The organism is Nitratireductor rhodophyticola, from assembly GCF_019891355.1.
GTDB lineage: Bacteria > Pseudomonadota > Alphaproteobacteria > Rhizobiales > Rhizobiaceae > Nitratireductor > Nitratireductor rhodophyticola.
The window spans coordinates 240,142-259,319 of sequence record NZ_JAHSSF010000004.1 but is presented as its reverse complement, the minus strand read 5'-3'; the positions used below and the strand labels follow the sequence as shown (position 1 = coordinate 259,319).

20 protein-coding genes are annotated in these 19,178 nt (G+C 61.1%); 15 read left to right on the top strand and 5 right to left on the bottom strand.

Features of this window, described 5'->3' with window-relative positions:
* Positions 1–6 precede the first annotated feature (6 nt).
* Entirely contained in the window at positions 7–801 is a 795-nt protein-coding gene (locus KUG85_RS16695) for a transporter substrate-binding domain-containing protein (RefSeq protein ID WP_223006133.1), read from the top strand.
* A gap of 65 nt (positions 802–866) precedes the next feature.
* Here the strand turns inward: KUG85_RS16695 and KUG85_RS16690 are convergent, their stop codons facing one another.
* Positions 867–1,868, bottom strand: coding sequence for a LacI family DNA-binding transcriptional regulator (locus KUG85_RS16690; RefSeq protein ID WP_223006132.1), 1,002 nt, complete (start codon positions 1,866–1,868; stop codon positions 867–869).
* 22 nt (positions 1,869–1,890) lie between these two features.
* Here KUG85_RS16690 and KUG85_RS16685 point away from each other — a divergent pair, with 22 nt between their 5' ends.
* Both KUG85_RS16685 and KUG85_RS16680 read left to right on the top strand, forming a co-directional pair.
* Entirely contained in the window at positions 1,891–2,841 is a 951-nt protein-coding gene (locus KUG85_RS16685) for an ROK family protein (RefSeq protein WP_322098569.1), read from the top strand.
* Positions 2,825–3,562, top strand: coding sequence for a copper homeostasis protein CutC (locus KUG85_RS16680; protein WP_223006130.1), 738 nt, complete (start codon positions 2,825–2,827; stop codon positions 3,560–3,562). The genes KUG85_RS16685 and KUG85_RS16680 overlap by 17 nt, the downstream gene beginning before the upstream one ends.
* A gap of 24 nt (positions 3,563–3,586) precedes the next feature.
* Here the strand turns inward: KUG85_RS16680 and KUG85_RS16675 are convergent, their stop codons facing one another.
* Positions 3,587–4,237, bottom strand: a complete 651-nt coding sequence (locus tag KUG85_RS16675; protein ID WP_223006129.1) for a TetR/AcrR family transcriptional regulator — start codon at positions 4,235–4,237, stop codon at positions 3,587–3,589.
* 114 nt (positions 4,238–4,351) lie between these two features.
* Positions 4,352–5,296 carry a nucleoside hydrolase gene (locus tag KUG85_RS16670; protein ID WP_223006128.1) on the bottom strand — a complete coding sequence of 315 codons (945 nt, stop codon included), beginning with the start codon at positions 5,294–5,296 and terminating at the stop codon, positions 4,352–4,354.
* 98 nt (positions 5,297–5,394) lie between these two features.
* Here KUG85_RS16670 and KUG85_RS16665 point away from each other — a divergent pair, with 98 nt between their 5' ends.
* The 4 genes from KUG85_RS16665 (at position 5,395) to KUG85_RS16650 (ending at position 9,172) form a co-directional block, all read left to right on the top strand.
* Positions 5,395–6,411 (top strand): isopenicillin N synthase family dioxygenase, encoded by a 1,017-nt coding sequence (locus tag KUG85_RS16665; protein WP_223006127.1) that lies wholly within the window; start codon positions 5,395–5,397, stop codon positions 6,409–6,411.
* Between the two features lie 108 nt (positions 6,412–6,519).
* Positions 6,520–7,380, top strand: coding sequence for an ABC transporter substrate-binding protein (locus KUG85_RS16660; protein WP_223006126.1), 861 nt, complete (start codon positions 6,520–6,522; stop codon positions 7,378–7,380).
* 38 nt (positions 7,381–7,418) lie between these two features.
* Complete coding sequence (locus KUG85_RS16655) at positions 7,419–8,369, top strand: amino acid ABC transporter permease (RefSeq protein WP_065815694.1); 951 nt, start codon at positions 7,419–7,421, stop codon at positions 8,367–8,369.
* Positions 8,366–9,172 (top strand): amino acid ABC transporter ATP-binding protein, encoded by an 807-nt coding sequence (locus KUG85_RS16650; RefSeq protein ID WP_272491836.1) that lies wholly within the window; start codon positions 8,366–8,368, stop codon positions 9,170–9,172. Before KUG85_RS16655 ends, KUG85_RS16650 begins: the two co-directional genes overlap by 4 nt.
* A 38-nt stretch (positions 9,173–9,210) precedes the next feature.
* Here the strand turns inward: KUG85_RS16650 and dgoD are convergent, their stop codons facing one another.
* Together dgoD and KUG85_RS16640 are read right to left on the bottom strand one after the other, a co-directional pair.
* The gene (dgoD, locus tag KUG85_RS16645) at positions 9,211–10,359 is read right to left on the bottom strand and encodes a galactonate dehydratase (RefSeq protein WP_223006125.1); all 1,149 of its coding nucleotides are present in this window, start codon (positions 10,357–10,359) and stop codon (positions 9,211–9,213) included.
* 19 nt (positions 10,360–10,378) lie between these two features.
* A complete protein-coding gene (locus KUG85_RS16640; protein WP_036539206.1) occupies positions 10,379–11,101 on the bottom strand; it encodes a FadR/GntR family transcriptional regulator in 723 nt (240 codons plus the stop codon).
* A 214-nt stretch (positions 11,102–11,315) separates the two neighbouring features.
* Here KUG85_RS16640 and KUG85_RS16635 point away from each other — a divergent pair, with 214 nt between their 5' ends.
* The 8 genes from KUG85_RS16635 (at position 11,316) to KUG85_RS16600 (ending at position 19,178) form a co-directional block, all read left to right on the top strand.
* Positions 11,316–12,299 (top strand): arabinose ABC transporter substrate-binding protein, encoded by a 984-nt coding sequence (locus tag KUG85_RS16635; protein WP_065815691.1) that lies wholly within the window; start codon positions 11,316–11,318, stop codon positions 12,297–12,299.
* Positions 12,300–12,404: 105 nt separating this feature from the next.
* The gene (gene araG, locus KUG85_RS16630; RefSeq protein WP_223006124.1) at positions 12,405–13,916 is read left to right on the top strand and encodes an L-arabinose ABC transporter ATP-binding protein AraG; all 1,512 of its coding nucleotides are present in this window, start codon (positions 12,405–12,407) and stop codon (positions 13,914–13,916) included.
* Between the two features lie 11 nt (positions 13,917–13,927).
* On the top strand, positions 13,928–14,878 hold the full coding sequence (araH, locus tag KUG85_RS16625) for an L-arabinose ABC transporter permease AraH (protein ID WP_223006123.1): 951 nt from the start codon (positions 13,928–13,930) through the stop codon (positions 14,876–14,878).
* Between the two features lie 83 nt (positions 14,879–14,961).
* Positions 14,962–15,750: an SDR family oxidoreductase gene (locus tag KUG85_RS16620; RefSeq protein ID WP_065815688.1), complete on the top strand. Its 789-nt coding sequence runs from the start codon at positions 14,962–14,964 to the stop codon at positions 15,748–15,750.
* A gap of 10 nt (positions 15,751–15,760) precedes the next feature.
* On the top strand, positions 15,761–16,681 hold the full coding sequence (locus KUG85_RS16615) for a 2-dehydro-3-deoxygalactonokinase (protein ID WP_223006122.1): 921 nt from the start codon (positions 15,761–15,763) through the stop codon (positions 16,679–16,681).
* Between the two features lie 2 nt (positions 16,682–16,683).
* Positions 16,684–17,322: a 2-dehydro-3-deoxy-6-phosphogalactonate aldolase gene (locus tag KUG85_RS16610; RefSeq protein WP_223006121.1), complete on the top strand. Its 639-nt coding sequence runs from the start codon at positions 16,684–16,686 to the stop codon at positions 17,320–17,322.
* 274 nt (positions 17,323–17,596) lie between these two features.
* Positions 17,597–18,535, top strand: a complete 939-nt coding sequence (locus KUG85_RS16605) for a DUF6963 family protein (RefSeq protein ID WP_223006120.1) — start codon at positions 17,597–17,599, stop codon at positions 18,533–18,535.
* Positions 18,522–19,178: a TetR/AcrR family transcriptional regulator gene (locus KUG85_RS16600; RefSeq protein ID WP_065815684.1), complete on the top strand. Its 657-nt coding sequence runs from the start codon at positions 18,522–18,524 to the stop codon at positions 19,176–19,178. The genes KUG85_RS16605 and KUG85_RS16600 overlap by 14 nt, the downstream gene beginning before the upstream one ends.

Below are 19,178 nucleotides of genomic sequence, written 5' to 3'. Positions count from 1 at the left end.
AGTTCAATGAAATCACTTGTGAAGAAAACCATCGTGGCGCTGGCGGCCTGTGCCGCGCTCGCCGGACCGGCGGCAGCCGGCATGCTGGATGACATCATCGAGCGCGGCAAGGTGCGCATTGGCGTGTCGCTGGGCGGCGAGCCCATCGGCTTCCGCGACGACAAGAACAACCCCGTCGGCTACGACGTGGACGTGGCCACCCTGCTTGCCGAGAAGATCGGCGTGCCAGTGGAGTTTACCGACGTTTCGGGCGATGCGCGCGTTTCGATGCTGGTTTCCGGCCAGCTCGACATCGTGGTCGCAAACACGTCTGCAACGCTGCCCCGCGCCAAGGCGGTGAGCTTCTCGATCCCCTACAACCGCGCCGGCCTGCGCGTGATTGCCCAGAAGGATGCAGGGATCAACACCCTTGCCGATCTCGACGGCAAGCGTGTCGTCGTGGGGCGCGGCACCACGGGCGAAGCGTTCCTGAAGCGTGAAGTGCCGGGCGCGGAGCTGGTCTATACCGACACGTTCTCGCCGGATGGCGTTCTGCTTCTGCGCCAGAAGCGCGTTGACGCCGGCATCGAGGATTCCTCCATGCTCGACTATCTGGCGGCAAAGGAAGAAGGCCTGGTCACGGTGCCGGGTCTCTATTCCAACGATCCGATCGGCATTGCCGTCGCCAAGGGCGATCCGGACTTCGTGCGCTGGCTCGACATGTTCGTCTCGGACTACATCCAGTCCGGCGCCTATGAGGCGAACTACAAGAAGTGGTGGGGCGAGGACGCCAACCCGCCGGAGCTGAACCCGCTCTGGTAAACCCGAATGGCCCGCCGGCGAGCAATCTTGCCGGCGGGCATTCTCATTGATCGAATGTCAGTTTGTCAGCCGGTGCTGCGCTCCACGAAACGGGTGTGCAGCTCATGCACTTCCGGGTGGTCGCGATAGCCGGCCGGATCTTTCAGAAACATCGAAATCCCATGGATCAGTTCCGCCTTGTCAAAGCCGATCGAGGAAATGTCGAAGGCATTGAAATTGGCGTTCACCACGGCGTCGAACCCGTAAAGACGATAGTCGCGCGGCGGCAGAAGATCGCGCGCCCTCAGCCCGTCCATCATGCCCATGGCCATGGCGTCCGAGGTGCAGAAAATCGCATCGGGAAGGCTGGCGCCGTCGATGCGGCCGGCAAGGGCAAGCCCCGACGCGTAGGAATAATCGCCCTGCAGTTCCTGAACGAGATCGAGGCCCGCCCCGGCGCAGATGTCGCGATAGGCCTGAATGCGGGCCTGCTCGATGAGCGAGGTCTGACGGCCGGTGACCAGCGCGCCGGTTTTCGCCCCGCGTTCCAGCGCGCGGGTCACGGCCTCGCGAATGCCCGCCGCCTCATCGATGGTGATGTAGGCGGATTTGGCGTCGAAGCGCCCGTTGAGCATCAGCACATTGTCGCTGTGGAACAGTGTGCGCACGCCTTCGGCGTCGGCGAAGTCGGAAAAGACCAGCGCTGCATGAACGTGAAACGCGGCGCTGTTGCGCAGGAAATCCTCGATCTTCTCGGTGTTGCCGACACGAATGATGACCGCCTGCTTACCAAGCGCCTGGATCGCTTCGAGCAGCGGGTCGAACAGGTCGAGATCGGAAAGATCGGTGATGTGGTTGACGATGACCGCCACCATGTCGAGCGAATTGGTGGCCAGGCCGCGCGCCAGCGGGTTCTGGTTGTAGCCAAGCTCCGCGGCCGCCTTCAGAACCCGTTCGCGCTTCTCGCGCGAGACCGGACGGCGCTCCGGCGAGAGCGCACGGGAGACGATGGTCGGCGCCACGCCCGCCCGCTTTGCGACATCGGCAATCGTCGGCCTTTTGCGTCGCGCGGGTTTGTCTTCGGGCATGGATTCTTCCGGTTTTCTTGTAATGTTCTGGCCTTCGCGGCCTTATGCCATCAAACACGAAAGAATTGAAATGATATGTTGTTTTGACATCGGCGGGTCCAAGGCCGTCGTTGCCGACATGGGGTCGGACAACAGGCCGGTCATTCGCGACAGGCAGGCGACGCCCGCGCGCGATTACGACGCTTTCCGCGAAACGGTGAAGGTGATGGCGGGCGAGGGCGATGCGCCGGTCGGCATCTCCATTGCGGCGGTGATCGATCCCGTGACCGGGCTTGCGCGCAGCGCCAACATTCCCTGCATCACCGGCCGCAACGTGGCGGAGGATCTGCGCGAAACACTCTTGCGTCCGGTTTATGTCATCAATGATGCGAATGCCTTTGCGCTCGCTGAAGCGCTGACGGGCGCAGGCGTCGGGCACCGGCAGGTGCTCGCCGCAATCATCGGAACGGGCATTGGCGGCGCGGTGGTGATCGATGGCCGGGTGATGACGGGCGCGACCGGCAATGCCGGCGAATGGGGTCACGGCCCGGCAAGCGCCATGCGCACGGGCACCTTTTTGCCGGCGATTGAATGCGGCTGCGGCCAGGTGGGCTGTGTCGACACGCTGGGGGCTGCGCGCGGCATCGAGCGGCTTCACCGGCACCTGCATGGCATCGAGAGCGACAGCGTGACGATCCTCGCGCAATGGCATGCCGGCGAGGAATGGGCGACACGCACGGTTGATGTCTTTCTCGACATTGTCGGCGGCGCGCTGGCCAACATCGTCAACATGGTCGATCCGTCCATCATCCCGGTCAGCGGCGGGCTGGCGCAGGATGAAACACTCGTCGAAGCGCTCGATGGAGAGGTGCGTCAGCGCTGCCTGATCGAGCGCAGCGAACGGCTGCTTGTTCCGGTTCAGGGCGGGGCGGAAAAGGCGCTGGTGGGCGCTGCAATCTTTGCAAGGGAGGCACACAATGCGGGCAACGCTTGAGGTTTGTGTGGACACGCTTGAAGGCGTGGAAACCTGCGTCGAGGGCGGGGCAGACAGGATCGAGCTGTGCTCGGCGCTGCCACTTGGCGGGCTAACGCCTTCTTACGGGCTGATGCGGGCGGCGGCGGGTTGCGGCGTACCGGCCTATGCGATGATCCGGCCGCGCCAGGGCGATTTCTGCTTCAGCGAGCACGAAATCGCGCTGATGGCGGATGACATCGCGGCGGCGCGGGATGCCGGCCTTGCCGGTGTGGTTCTAGGTGCTGCGACCGCTGATGGCGTTCTCGACGAGCGAACGCTTGCGGCGCTGTGCGAAGCGAGTGCGGGTATGGGCCGCACACTACACCGTGTGATCGACACGGTGGAGGATTGGCTGGCGGCAATCGAGACTGCAGTCGCGCTTGGCTTTGAGAGGATCCTGACCTCCGGCGGCGCCCTGACGGTGCTGGAGGGCAAGGATACCCTTGCTGCCATGAAAACCCATGCGGACGCGCGCATCGAGATCATGGCCGGGTCGGGTGTCTCGACTGAGAATGTCGAAACGATCGCGCGCTCAACCGGCATCCGCTCGTTTCACGCCTCCTGCAGTGAAGCATTGGCCGCCGACGACAGGCTCGCCCGCTTCGGTTTCACGTCGCCCGTAGAGCGGCGAACGTCGGCGCGGCGTATCCGTGAGATGAAGGCTGTTTTGCAGCGCATTTCCAGACCGAAAGAGACCTGAGCCCCGGGCTTCGGACACGCGGGCCTATTTGTTCTCCGTGTCCTGCCAGTCCTTCGGCAGGTTGGGCTCCTGCACGAGCGGTGCAAGGAGAACCTTGCCGTAGATCGGGCCATGGCGCCTGCGCTGTTCAGGGTCTTCCTTGAAGGAAAGCGCGTACTGGCCGATCTGATGGAAATAGGTCAGCCGGGCACGCACAAGGCTTTCCTCCGGGCCATAGCCCATTGCACGGAACGCGCGCTGCAGAAGCGTGATGCGCAGGTCGTCCATGGCCGCCACTTCTCTGCCGAGCGCTTTGGAAGTGCGCGACCAGTCGCGTACGGCAAGATCCAGCAAGGGGCTGAAGGGCTTTTCGTCCACCCAGATATGAACGATCTCTGTGAAGAACTGCAGGCCATCGATGTCAGTGACGTCGCGCTTGGCCTCGAAGGGCGCGCAGTTCGCGCGGCGCCATTCGTTCAACAGTTCGTCGTGGAGATCCTTCAGGCTGGAGAAGTGGAAATAGAAACTGCCGCGCGTGACCTTGAAGTGACGGGCTAGCCGGTCGATCTTGACCTCGGCGATGCCGCGTTTTTCCAGGACCTTGCGCGCGGCCTTGACCCAGGCCTCGCGGTTCAGCGTCTGGCGCGGGGAGGACTTTGGGTCCGAGGCGGGCTTTGCAATCGTCTTTCTTGCCAACGCTTTCTCCACTTCGGATGGGTTGTCGGGCCCAGGGCCTGACAGGAACGCAAATTTGGACCATAGCGACCCGGCTTCCGCTAGCAGAAGTTGCGCGCGCGGTCATCCCATGCCTTATGGGAGGGCGCTGATGCGCTCGAGCATCAGGTCGAAGAACGGCGCCGGTTCGATGCGTCGGAGGACATTGACATTCTTCTCCTTTCCGGTGACGTGCCACCAGTCGACGACGGTCATGCCGATGGTCTCGGATGATGAAATATCGACGGTGACATAGCACTGGCGCTGTTCGTAAATCTCCGGGGAAAGCAAATAGCCCGTCACGCAGGCATCGTGGATCGGCCGCGCTTTGGTGGGAAATTTGTGGTCGCCATACTGGCAATAGAATTCAGCCATGTTGGCGGCTTCCAGGGCCGCGCGGCTGCCCGTGGCGCGCAGGGTTCCAAGCCACTCCGGTGTCATCTGCGCCGTGTAGGTGCAGTCAATCGGCGCCATGGTGACCGGGACGCCCGAATGGAACACTTTGTGAGCTGCGTGTGGATCGACGAAAATGTTGAACTCCGCCGCAGGCGTCGCATTCCCTCCTTCGAAGAAACCGCCCCCCATCAGCACCACTTCGCGGATGCGCGGGATAATACGCGGCTCCATGGTCATGGCCATGGCGAGGTTGGTCATCGGCCCAAGCGTGCATACGGTGATCTCGCCTTCGGACGCGGCCATAATCGTGCGCACCATCCAGTTGACTGCATGTTCGTCCTGTACGGGGGTCGCCGGTTCGGGCAGTTCCGCGCCGTCGAGGCCGGTCTCGCCATGGACGTATTCCGCCGTCATCAGCTTTTTCACCATGGGCGCCGGGCACCCCGCGAAGACGGGGACGTCCGGACGCTCCGCCAGTTCCACGACCTTGAGTGCGTTTTTTGTGGTCAGCGAAAGGGGCACATTGCCGCCGACGGTTGTGATGCCAACCACTTCAAGATCCTGAGGGGAGCCCAGCGCGAACAGGATTGCAAACGCGTCGTCCTGTCCCGGGTCGGTATCGATGATGATTTTCCGTGGCGTCATGCTCGTTATCCAATTCCGTCTGCTGCGGCTATTGCCGACCACAATCTGATATGCATAAATACAGTACTGTATGGTATCTTCAAGCTGGGATGGTGGTCATGTCAACGAGTACACGCGGCGAGTTCTCCGAAATTCCTGTTCTCGACGTTTCCGGTCTCTATGGAGGCGATGAGGACGCGGTGCGCGCGGTTGCTTCAACCCTGCGCGGCTATCTGGAGAATATCGGCTTCCTCTATATCGTGGGCCATGAGATTTCTCAGTCCGACATCGAGGCCGTGCGTGAGGTGAGCAAGCAGTTCTTTGCCCTTCCGGAAGAGGAAAAGCTGAAGCTGCGGATCGACAGGAATTTCCGCGGCTATCTGCCGTTTGCCGGGTCCACGATCGTCACCTCTTCGGTCGCTACCGTCAGCAAGCCGAACCAGAGCGAATCGATTTTCTTCATGCACGAGGTCGATGCAAACGACCCGCGTGTTGCTGCAGAAAAACCGCTGCAGGGGCCCAACCAGTGGCCGGACGCCGCGCTGCTGCCGGAGTTCCGTGAGACCATCGAACGCTATGTCGCGCAGATGACCACGCTGGCCCGCAAGATGGTCGGTGCGATCTCGATCTCGCTCGGTCTGTCGCCGGACGAACTGAACGCCCATTTCGACGATCCGACAACCTTCCTGCGGCTTCTGCACTATCCCACGCAGAAGGCGGAAGAGGGGCTTTTCGGCTCTGCGCCACATACGGATTATGGGTTCATAACGCTGCTCGCGCAGGATGACGTCGGGGGACTTGAAGTGAAAAACAAGGCCGGCGACTGGGTGCCGGCGCCGCCGATCGCCAATTCCTTTGTCATGAATGTGGGCGACATTCTCGCCCGCTGGTCGAACGACGTCTTTGTCTCCACGCCCCACCGCGTGATCAACCGTTCGGGCCGCGAGCGCTATTCGCAGCCCTTCTTCTTCGACCCGTCGATGGAAGCTCTGATTGAAGCCCTGCCGGCCTGTGTCGCGGAAGGTGCCACACCAAAATACGAGCCGGTGCTCTATGGCGACTACCTGATGGAGCGGATCGACAAGAACTACCATTACCGCAAGAAGCAGGCAGCCCAGGAGAGCGCTGCGCGCTGACAGGCGGGGGGATACGGCCCTGACGGTCCCAAGGGACGCCAGGGCCGTTTGCAAAGGGTTATGCAGCCGAGCTTCGGCATATAAGAATGGATTGAGAGGAGAACGGGTATGAACAGGCATCTTAAGCAACTCGCAGGCGCTGGTTTCGCCGCCCTGCTTGGCGGGTGGAGCGTTTCGGCGATGGCTGCCGATGTTTCGAAATCGCCGGAGGTCGAAGAGACGGGCAAGCTAACGGTCGCCAACACGATCGACTTCGCGCCATTCGAATATCTCGATGCCGATGGCAAGCCGACCGGCATCATTATCGAACTGGCTGGCGAAGTGGCCAAGCTTGTGGATGCCGAGCTCGACGTCCAGCGAACCCCGTTCCCGTCGATGATCCCGGGGCTTGCTGCCGGCCGCTTCAAGATTGCCTGGGAAACCTTCTCGGCCAATCCTGATCGTTTGAAGCAGGTCGATTTCGTGATGTTCATCAAGGCCGGCATTGCCGCCTCCACATCACCGGAAAAGAAGGATGAGTTCACAGGGGAACTGCCCCTTTGCGGCAAGCGCGTCGGCGTTTCGGCCGGCAGCGCGTCCGACTTTCTGGTCGACAAGCTGACCGCCGAATGCACGGAGGAGGGGCTGGAGCCGATCGACAAGTCGGTGTTCAATTCCTCGACGGACATCATTCAGGCCGTGCTCGCGGACCGCGTTGATGCGCGCATGGACGATGCCACCGCCTCCAGCTATTTCGAGGTTACGAGCAAGGGCCAGCTTGTCGTTCTGCCGACTCTCTATGACGTTGCGCCGCTCGGCCTCGCCATCGCCAAGGACGACAAGCCGACCGCCGACATGATGGTTTCGGCCCTTTCCGCACTGTTCGAGAACGGCACCTACCAGTCGATCCTCGAGAAATACGGAATGGGCGCCTATGCGATCAAGGAACCCTATTTCGTCGGTGACATGGAAGCGCTGCGGGCCGAGTGATCGGCCCATAGCGTCATTGCAGTGAATTTGGAGAAACGATGAGCAAGGTCGACGCGAGCGAAACTCGCCCCCAGCCATCCTCTCTGGTCGCGGATGTCGACCGTCTCGTCGTGGTGCCGCGCCGCAATTATGGCATATGGATCGGTACGGCACTCACCCTGGTGCTCTCGTTCTTCATTCTGCGCGCTTTCGCCGTGAACCCGGCTTTTGGATGGGAGACAGCCGCAGGCTATCTCTTCCATCCCTCTATCATGCGCGGTCTGCTGAACACGCTGATCCTGACCGTGGTGATCATGGCGCTGGCCATCATTATCGGCACGGTGGTGGCCGTCATGCGGGTTTCTCCGAGCCCGGTCCTGCGCGGTTTCGCGGGGGCTTATGTGTGGTTCTTTCGCGGTGTCCCGGCGCTGATCCAGCTCATCTTCTGGTTCAATCTGGCGCTTCTGGTACGCGAATTTTCGCTGACGCTGCCATTCTTCGGCGAGGTATTCTCGATCCGCACGAATGACTTCATGACGCCGTTTTTCTCCGCCGTTGTCGCCCTGTCGCTCTGTGAAGCGGGGTATATGGCCGAGATCATCCGCGCGGGCATCAAATCGGTGCCTTCGGGGCAGTCGGAAGCGGCAAGCGCGCTCGGCATGCCCTATCGCAACATCCTGAAACGCATTGTCCTGCCGCAGGCCATGCGTTTCGTCGTGCCGCCCACGGGCAATGAGGCGATCAATCTTCTCAAGATGACCTCGCTTGTGACCTTCATCGCGGTCGATGACCTGTTCTATTCGGCGCAGTCGATCTACGCGCGCACCTTCGAGACCATCCCGCTGCTGATCGTGGTCGCGTTCTGGTATCTGGCGGTCGTCTCCATCATGTCGGTGGGGCAGCATTTTCTGGAACGTCATTTCGGCCGCAGCGAGACCCGAACGGATTCATGGGCTCTGCGCGTCATTCGCAATGCATTCGGATCCCGCGCCAAGGAATTTTCAGCATGAGCAACACGCCAAGCGAAAATCGCGCGCGCTTTGGCGTGCCGGAAAACTCCATGGTGTTTGCCCGCGGCGTGCGCAAATCCTATGGTCCGCTTGAGGTGCTGAAGGGCGTGGACATCGATGTGCCAACCGGTTCGGTTGCCTGCATCATCGGCCCGTCCGGCTCCGGTAAGAGCACGTTTCTGCGTTGCATCAACCATCTGGAAAAGCTCACCGGTGGCATTCTTCTCGTCGATGGCGCCTTTGTGGGGTACGACCTGCGTGACGATCGTCTCTATGAGGTGAAGGACGACGAGCTTTGCCAGCGGCGCGCCGAGATCGGCATGCTTTTCCAGTCGTTCAATCTGTTCTCTCACATGACGGTGATGGAGAACCTCGTTGAAGCGCCCATCCATGTGCGTCGTTTGCCTGTCGACCAGGCGAAAGCCGAGGCTCTGGAACTGCTGGCGCGCGTGGGGCTGTCCGACAAGGTCGACCGGTATCCGCGAGAATTGTCGGGCGGTCAGCAGCAGCGGGTGGCCATCGCGCGCGCCATGGCAATGAAGCCCAAGGTGCTTCTGTTTGATGAGCCCACCTCTGCGCTCGATCCCGAGCTCGTGGGCGAGGTGCTTCAGGTCATGCGCGACCTTGCCGAAGCCGGCATGACCATGGTCGTGGTTACCCATGAGATCGGTTTCGCCCGCGAAATCGGCGATCAGCTTATTTTCATGGATGGCGGCGTGATCGTCGAGCAGGGAGACCCGCGCGAGATGATCGCCAACCCGCAGTCGCCGAGGACGCGGGAGTTCCTCTCAAAGGTTCTCTGAGGGGCTGCCTTTCCGAAACACGTTCTGTGCGAGCCCGGTCACCATTCGGCGATTGATCCGTCCTCGTGACGCCACACAGGTGCGCGCCAGCGGTGCCCGATCTCCGCCTGCTTTTGCACAAACTCCTCGTTCACCCGAATGCCGAGGCCGGGTCCCCTGGGGATTTTCAGAAAGCCATCCTCCAGTTCAAAACCATGACCCGGCTCGAGATAGTCGGCCATGTCCTGCGTGGCGTTGTAATGAATTCCGAGACTCTGTTCCTGGATGAAGGCGTTGTGACAGACGGCATCCACCTGCAGGCAGGCGGCCAGCGCGATCGGTCCCAGCGGGCAGTGCGGTGCAAGGGCCACATCATAGGCTTCGGCCCAGTGTGCGATGCGCAGCATTTCGGATATCCCGCCGACATGTGCGGTGTCCGGGTTGATTACGCTTGCTGCCCGCTGTTCGAACACCGGCTTGAAATCGAAGCGCGAATGCAGCCGTTCGCCGATGCATAGCGGGATCGACGTTTGCCGGGAAAGATCGGCCAGCGTGCCGATATGAGCGGAATCGACCGCGTCTTCGATGAAGATCGGCCTTAGATGCTCGATTTCCTTCAGCAACTGCTTCGACATCGGCGCGTGAACCCGGCCGTGGAAATCGAAGGCGAGATCCATCTCGGTGCCGACAGCAGAACGCAGATCCGACAATTGCCGGACGACGCCATCCAGCTTCTTATAGCTGTCGATGATCTGCATTTCGGCGCAGGCATTGAACTTGCAGGCAGTGAAGCCGCGGTCCATCAGGTCTTTCGCGCCGGCGACGAGATCCGAGGGGCGGTCGCCGCCGATCCAGCAATAGCTGCGGATCCTGTCGCGGACAGCACCACCCAGAAGATCATGCACCGGTGCGTTGTAATACTGTCCCTTGATGTCCCATAGCGCCATGTCTATGCCCGACAGGGCGCTCATGAGAACCGGGCCTCCCCGGTAGCAGCCATTGCGGTAGAGCATGTGCCAGATGTCTTCGATCCGCATGGGATCGGCGCCGATCAGGAAATCGGAGAACTCCTCGATTTTGGCAGCAAGCGTTGCCGCATGGCCTTCCAGAACAGGCTCGCCCCAGCCGGAAATGCCCTCGTTCGTCTCTATCTTGAGAAAGAGCCACCGCGGCGGAACGAGGAACGTGGTGAGTTTGGTGATCTTCATGAAAACGTGTCTTTTCCCGTTATGGCTTGACGGACCGGGCCGCGCTCACATCGTGCTTTGCCTTGGCGATCAACGCGAGGGCGAGCTTGCGTGCTCCTTCAGCGTCCCTCAGGCGCAGCGCCTCGACCAGCGCGCCGTGCTGGCCGATTGATTCTTCAAGGTTTTCTGCCGAATGCGCCGAGGTGGAGAGCATGAAATTCAGCGCCGGATCCATGAGCGCGCCGAACTGCTGGAAAATGCGGTTGTGGCTGGCCTTTAGAAGGTGCTCATGAAACACGATGTCTGCGGCGATGAAGGCTTCGACATCGTTGCCGGCAGCCGCCATCGCCTGCCACGCCGCTTCAATGTCTGCGATCTCCTGCATGGTGGCGCGCCGGGCCGCCAGCTCAGCGGCCATCGGTTCGATGGCACCGCGCGCTTCCAGAATGCAGTCCACCAGCCCCATCCTGTCGAGATTGGGGCCTATCCATTCGAGAACCTGAGTGTCCAGAATGTTCCATTCATCCTGTCTGCACACGATGGTGCCAATGCGTGGGCGGCTCACCACCAGCCCTTTCGCTTGAAGGATTTTCAGCGTTTCGCGAATAACCGTGCGGCTGACGCCGTATTCTTCGCAGAGATCGTTTTCACGCGGCAGGTTCGTCCCCTCGGCGAATTTTCCAGAAAAGATGTCCCGGGCGATGGATTGAGCGACAGACAGGCGGACGCGCGGTCGGGTTGACCTGCCTGCTGGGACTTCCATGGTCGAAACGGTCACTGTCCGGTTGCCTCCGCATTGTTGCCCGCCCGCTTTTGACAAAGCCGAGTGTGGATTTTGTCGGCAGTCATGGCCGTCTTTTCTACATTGTCAAACCAGTATCATTATTTATCATACAAATGCAATTGACTAATATGATGATTGGACGTAATTTTCCCACGCTCTCAGGAGGGCGTCGCAGAGCAACAGGGAGGTTCTCATGCGCTTTTTGAAAACTGCAGCGATGGCTGCGATTGCCGGCACGCTTTTGGCCGGGTCGGCGCTGGCCGATGACGTGAAGATCGGCTTTCTGGTCAAGCAGCCGGAAGAGCCGTGGTTTCAGGACGAGTGGAAATTCGCCGATATCGCTGCTTCGGAAAAAGGCTTCACGCTGGTCAAGATCGGTGCCGAGGATGGTGAAAAAGTCATGTCCGCCATCGATAATCTGGGCGTTCAGGGCGTGCAGGGGTTTGTCATTTGCACGCCCGATGTGAAGCTCGGGCCGGGTATCGTCGCCAAGGCGGCGGCCAATGGCCTTAAACTTATGACTGTCGACGACAGGCTGGTCGGTTCCGACGGTGAGCCTCTCGCCGAAGTGCCTCACATGGGTATTTCGGCCGTGAAGATCGGCGAGACGGCCGGTGAAGCCATCGTTGCCGAGATCAAGAATCGCGGTTGGGATATGAGCAAGGTCGGGGCGATCCGCGTTTCCTACGATCAGCTTCCGACTGCAGTCGATCGGGTCGAAGGCGCGATTGCGAAGCTCAAAGAGGCTGGCTTTCCGGAAGCCAACATCTTCGATGCGCCGCAGGCACGTACGGACACCGAGGCCGCTCTCAATGCTGCGACCGTGGTTTTGAACAAGAACGCGGACATCAAGCACTGGGTCGCCTTCGGTCTGAACGACGAAGCCGTTCTCGGCGCGGTGCGGGCTGCGGAAGGCGTGGGCATCGGAGCCGACGCGATGATCGGTGTCGGTATCGGCGGTGCGGATTCGGCGATCAACGAATTCAAGAAGCCCGAGCCGACCGGCTTCTTCGGAACCGTGATCATTTCACCAAAACGCCATGGCTATGAAACTGCGCTCAACATGTATGACTGGATCGTTGACGACAAGGAACCGGAGAAGCTGATCCTGACGTCCGGTGCTCTGGCCCTGCGCGACAATTATCAGGACGTGCGCAAGGACCTTGGCATCGAATAGGCAACCGTTCATGTAGCGCCGGCGCGTGAGCCGCGCCGGCGCCATTCTTCCCGTCCGTGAGGGCGGGTTTCCGACACTGGCTATGCTTTGGAGGAAGCCGGCTTTATGTCTGCCTATCTCGAATTCTCCGGCATTTCGAAGAGTTATCCCGGCGTCAAAGCGCTTTCCGACGTCTCCTTTGGGGTTCGGAAGGGGGCGGTTCACGGGCTGATGGGAGAAAACGGAGCGGGGAAATCCACTCTGATCCGCATTCTCTCCGGTGACGCCGCTGCCGATGAGGGCACGGTGCGTCTCGATGGCGAGACGCAGCACTATCAGTCGACCCGCGATGCTTTCGATGCGGGCGTGGTGGTCATTCACCAGGAACTGCAGCTCGTGCCCGGGCTCACCGTTGCAGAGAATCTCTGCCTTGGGCGGTTTCCGGCAACCGGCGGCGTGATCGGTTTCAGCGCCATGTATGAGGATGTCCGGCGCAAGCTCGAGCTTGCCGGCATCTCGGTCGATCCGACGCGCAAGGTTGCAGAGCTTTCCATCGGCGAACGACAAATGGTCGAGATCGCCAAAGCCGTCATGCTCGATGCCCGCGTGATCGCACTGGATGAACCGACCTCCTCGCTTTCCTCACGCGAGAGCGAGATCCTCTTTTCCCTGATCGACAGGTTGAGGGAGGATGGCCGCGTCATTCTCTATATCTCCCATCGGCTGGACGAAGTCTTCCGCCTTTGCGACAGCCTTACGGTGCTGCGGGATGGCCGGCTGGCGGCGCACCATGAGACGATCAAGGGGGTGACGCGCGATCAGATCGTGTCCGAAATGGTCGGGCGGGAAATCAGCGACATCTGGGGGTGGCGCTCTCGTCCCGTCGGGGCGGTCGAACTGGAAGTGGACAGTGTTCATGGCGAAAAGCTGCCTGTTCCTGCCTCCTTCGAGGCGCGTCGGGGTGAAATCCTCGGCTTTTTCGGTCTGATCGGGGCAGGTCGCTCGGAGCTGTTGCGCATGATCAGCGGTGCCGATCCGCGCGCCGGCGGCCATGTGCGTGTCGGTGGCGTGGAGATCGCCTCCGGCCAGCCGGCGGAGGCGATCCGCAAGGGGGTCGTTCTGTGCTCCGAGGATCGCAAGTTCGACGGCATCATCCAGGGCCGTTCGCTCGAAGAGAACATCCTTATCTCTTCGCGCCGGCATCTGACACGCTTCGGTGTGCTGGATCTGCGCCAGGAAGGGCAGGTGGCCGAAACCTTCCTGAAAAAACTCAGGGTGCGCACGCCCTCGCGCAAGCAAGACATCATCAACCTGTCCGGCGGAAATCAGCAGAAGGTCATCCTGTGCCGCTGGCTCTCGGAAAAGGGTGTCAGGGTTCTGCTCGTCGACGAACCGACGCGCGGTATCGATGTCGGCGCCAAATCCGAAATCTACGACATTCTCTATCAACTCGCGGAGGAGGGGATGGCCATCGTCGTCATCTCCAGCGAACTGCCCGAAGTCATGGGCATTTGCGACCGTATCCTCGTGATGTGCGAAGGGCGGATCAGCGCAGAGATCGAGCGGGCTGACTTCAACGAACAATCCATCCTCGCCGCCGCGCTGCCGGACGAGGTGACCGCCGCGTCGGTCGGTTAAGAGGCTTCACGATGACGACTTCCATCAAAAAGCTCATCCTGGGCGACCAGGGACTGCTTGTAATCTTCATTCTCGCCTTCGCGCTCGTGTCGCTGACGGTCCCCAACTTCCTAACCGAACGCAACATGCTCGGTCTTTTGCAGTCCGTGGTTACCGTCGGCGTGATCGCCTGCACCATGATGTTCTGTCTCGCGGCGCGGGATTTCGACCTGTCCGTCGGCTCCAACGTCGCTTTTTGCGGCATGGTGGCGGTTATGGCGTCGAATGCGACCGGCTCCATCTTTCTGGGCATCCTAACGGCGCTGGCTGCGGGCGCGCTCGTCGGGCTTTTCAATGGCGTGGTCATCGCCAAATTTCGCATCAACGCACTGATCACGACGCTGGCAACCATGCAGATTGTGCGCGGGCTTGCGCTCATCTCGTCGGATGGGCGGGCTGTGGGCATCGACGATCCCGGTTTTTATCAGCTCGCCCTGTCCAGGTTTTTAGGCGTGCCGACACCGATCTGGGTTCTGGCGGCACTGTTCATCGTTTTCGGCTTTGTCCTGAACCGCACGGTTTTCGGCAAGAACACGCTCGCCATGGGCGGCAATCCCGAGGCTTCGCGGCTTGCGGGCGTCAATGTCGACTGGATGCGAATCTGGATTTTCACCCTGCAGGGATTCATCTGCGCGGTGGCTGGCATTCTGCTCGCCTCACGCATCACCTCCGGCCAGCCCAACGCGGCGACGGGGCTTGAGCTTTCAGTGATATCGGCCTGTGTTCTGGGCGGCGTATCGCTGGCCGGCGGCCGCGCCACGATGACCGGCGTGATCGTCGGGGTCATGATCATGGGCATAGCCGAGAACGTCATGAACCTTTTGAACATTCAGGCCTTCTATCAATATGTTGTGCGCGGCTTCATCCTCCTGCTCGCTGTGCTGCTCGACAATATGCGGTCAAGCGCGATCGGGCGGCGTTGATTCAGGGGTGGCTGTTTGAACAAGAGGTCTGGCCGGACGTGCGGGAAACGGGCGGCAGCGCATCGGATATGGGGAGGCATCGCATGACATCCGGACAGGGGCGGCTGAGCGGCAAGCGCATCTTTTTGACAGGTGCTGCCCAGGGCATAGGCCGGGCCATCGCCGAAGCCTGCCTGCGTGAAGGGGCCTCTCTGTTTCTGGTGGACCGGGACGCGTCGCTTCTGGAGCAGACGGTTGGCGAACTCGATGCTCCCGACGGGCGGCTCGCACATGCCGCTGCCGACATCTCGGATGCCGCGGCAATCCGGGCTGCTGCCGGCGAGGCCGGGAAGACCATTGGCGTTCCCAACGCACTCATCAACAATGCCGGTGTCAACGTTTTCCATGAACCGCTTGAGACCGACGATGAAGAATGGGCACGCTGCTTCGATATCAATCTGAAGGGGGCATGGCATTGCTGCCGTTCGCTGCTTCCCGGCATGATTGAGGAGGGGGGTGGCGCCATTCTCAACATTGCCTCGACCCACAGTTTCACGATCATTCCGCATACGTTTCCCTATCCGGTGGCCAAGCACGCGCTTCTGGGCATGACGAAAGCGCTGGCGCTGGAATATGCGGGCAGGGGGGTGCGTGTGAACGCAATCGCGCCGGGCTATGTGGAGACACAGAAAAACGTCGATTACTGGAACAGTTTTCCCGATCCGGCGGCTGCGCGCGCCGAGACGCTGGCCATGCATCCGGGCGGTCGCATAGCAACGCCTGGCGAGATCGCCATGGCGTCGGTTTTCATGATTTCCGACGAATGTCCCTTCATGAATGCCGCCTGCCTCGTTATTGATGGTGGCCTGAGCGTTTTGCAGCATCCGGCCTGAGTTCATTTTCATGACTGACCATTCCCGTTCGTTCTGCGCTGCCGTTGACTGGGGCACGAGCAGTTTTCGCCTCTGGCTTCTGGATGATGAGGGCACTGTCATCGCCTCCAGCAGCAGCAATGAGGGGATGATGCACTGCGCGGGCACAGGCTTTGCGCCGGTTCTCGACGCTCATCTTGCAAAAGTGGGTGCGCCTGCGGGCACGCCTGTGTTGATCTGCGGTATGGCGGGTGCAAGGCAGGGCTGGCTGGAGGCCCCCTATATGGAGGTTCCCGCAAGCCTCATGGCGCTTTCGGCACAGGCAGCGCGGGTTTTGGATGCCGAGGGCGATGTGCGCATCCTGCCTGGCCTTTCGCTCAACGATCCGCAGGCGCCAAATGCGATGCGTGGCGAAGAGACGCAATTGCTGGGCGCGGTGGGCGAGAATGGCAATGCGCTGGTGTGCATGCCCGGCACGCACAGCAAATGGGTGAAGATTGAGAACGGCACGGTAACCCATTTCAGCAGCTTCATGACCGGAGAGCTGTTCTCGCTTCTGACGAAGCACGGAATCCTTCAGCACGCGATTGAAGCAGATCGGGCCGTTTCGGCGGATGATGCGGCGTTCCTGTCCGCGCTCGAGCGCACCACGGCACAGGCGCATGCCGCGCTCTCCGGTCTCTTCGGGGTCCGCGCGGCACAATTGCTGGGGTTCGAGGCACGCGCTGATGGCGCTGCACACCTTTCCGGTCTTCTGATCGGTGGAGAAATATCCGCTGCGCGGGGGCTCTACGGGGAGGGCCTGGAGGTCACACTGATCGCGTCTCACCCGGTCGATGCGCTATACCGGACCGCCCTGGAACGTCAGGGCTTCAGCGTCGCGTTGAAAGACGCTGGCGAAGCCTCACGGGCCGGGCTTTTCAACTCGGCGAAACGAATCTGGAGCCAGTAATCATGACAGAACGAGATATTATCTGGCCCGGAAATAAACGGGCCCTGGTGGCAATCCTGCGTGGCATTCGTCCCTCCGAGGTCGCGGCCATGACCGAGATGCTCATCGACGAAGGCATCACCTCCATCGAGGTGCCGCTGAACTCGCCCGACCCCTTCCAGTCCATCGAAACGGCCATTGCTGTTGCCGGAGACCGGGCGCTCATTGGCGCCGGCACCGTGCTCACCGTCGAGGATGTCGACCGGCTGTCGGACATCGGCGGCCAACTGGTCGTCAGCCCGAACACGGATCCCGATGTGATCCGGCGCAGCGTGACGCTTGGCATGGTCTCCATGCCCGGCGTCTTTACGCCCAGCGAAGCGCTTCTCGCGCATAAAAGCGGTGCCTCGGCGCTAAAATTCTTTCCGGCGTCCGCATTGGGTGTTTCCGGCATTTCAGCCATCAAGGCAATTTTGCCGGAAGAAGCGGTTGTCTGCGCTGTTGGCGGTGTTTCCGATGCTTCGTTCGGCGACTATTTCAAGATCGGCGTGCGCGCCTTCGGTCTTGGGACGGGCCTATACCGGCCTGGTGATGCACTCGACGCTGTTCGCGTCAGGGCTCGCAAGACCGTCGAAGCCTATGATCGCGCCTCCGCAGACTGAGCTTCATTGAGCGGCTGCCGGGTCGATCTCGGCAGATAATATCCGCGCCGACCGGGCCCCTGGTGGGGGCCCTCTCATTCGGCTGGTCATGCGTACCACTGCCCCGGCAGACCCGGTTGCAGCATGCTCGATCTCTGTTCATCAAACACATCATCATTCGCTTTGATCGATTGACAAGGCTGTGAGTTTAGCACTAGCTTTCAAATGTGACCAGGTGTTCACATTTTGGCAAACGGGAGGTATCGCCCTCCTGAAAATCGGCTGAGGTTCGGTCTTGACCATCGGAATTGCGGCATATGGCAAAGGCTCAGTGGCGGCCATTCAGACAGCCGTTTCAGCGGCGGAGCTCTGTGGCCGTGGAGCCATTGGCGGCTTTGCCGTGCTGGCGGTTATCGAGGCCGATGGTTCGGTTGCTTACAGAACCACGCAGAATGGCGGAATCTCCTCGCTCGACATTCCCGAGGAATGGTTTCGGGCCCCCTGTGCGGCTGTGATCTCGAGCGGACCCGACCGCCCTGAGCCTTTGACCCAGTTCCTCGTGGGGCGGGCCGGCTCCGGTCTCGTGACCGGGCATCGTCTTCCCAACAGCGTTTCGGCCGATGGCGTGTCCGTCAACAATGCCGTTCTGGAGAAACTGGCTGGTGGTGAGGCGCCGCAGGGCAGTGTTGACACGGTGCTCGCCCAGGATCCCGAGATCGATGCCGGGTTGATCGCCGTAACCATCGATGGACGGCTAGGAACCGGAAATTCCGGCAGAGTGTTGCGGCGTGGCGATCTCGGACAGGCGCACCGCGAAGAGGGGGGCTGTGGATTTTCGCTGCTTCACAACTCAATTTTCGCAGCCACCGGGACGTGTCAGGCGCTTGCGGAGATTCTCGGTGAGCTTGCGTGGCAGGAACTGACCGGAACACAGGCCGGCCACGCGATCATCCGGCTGGAAGCGCCGGTCACCGTCGAGGCTGCCGCGCGTGACCGCGTCCACATTGATCTGAACGGCCGGATTGTTGCGCTGCAGAGTGCGGACCCGCGCGTGTGTGCGGCTCGCCGCCTGGGGACGGCTGTCTACCTTTCCACCGAGGTCTGGCAAGAAGGGCAGCCAGTCGGCTTCGCGGAGACGGAACTGGTTGCCCGTCTGGCGGGTGGACTGGCTCATCCTCACGGTTTGCCCGTTCAAAGAAGCATGATGATGAGGAGAAGCCATGTCACGGCGTGAGCGGACCGAGCGGTCCATCCTTCAGGCGCTGGAGGAGCAGATCTGCGAGACCGGCATGGCCGGCGTCGGAGTTAACTCCGTGGCCAAGCGCGCCGGTGTCAGCAAGGAGCTGATCTATCGCTATTTCGACGGCATGCCGGGTCTCATGCTGACCTGGATGCAGGAGCAGGATTTCTGGACCAAGAGCTCAAGCGTCGTGAAGGGCAACGAATCGAGCGAACGCCCGCCGGCTGATCTCATCCTGACGATGCTGCGCGAGCAGATCGATGCGCTGGCCAACAATCAGCCGCTTTGCGAGGTCCGCCGCTGGGAGTTGATTGAGCGAAACGATGTCAGCGCCAAGCTGGCGGATCGACGCGAAAGCGCCGCACGCGCCTTCATCGACCGTGTCGACGGTCTGACGGAGGAAGCCGATGTGCCCGCCGTGGTCAGCATCATGCTGGCCGGCATTCTCTATCTGATGCTGCGCGCAAAAACCGAAGAGTACTTCCTCGGTGTCCCCCTTCGCACGCCGGAGGGCTGGGACCGGCTCTGGAAGGCTGTCGAACACCTGACAGCGTCTTTGCCCGAGGATCTGAAAGCAAAATCGCTCCGCACGCTGGAGGGCAAACGCCCATCCGCTGACACCGGGAAGGATAGGTAA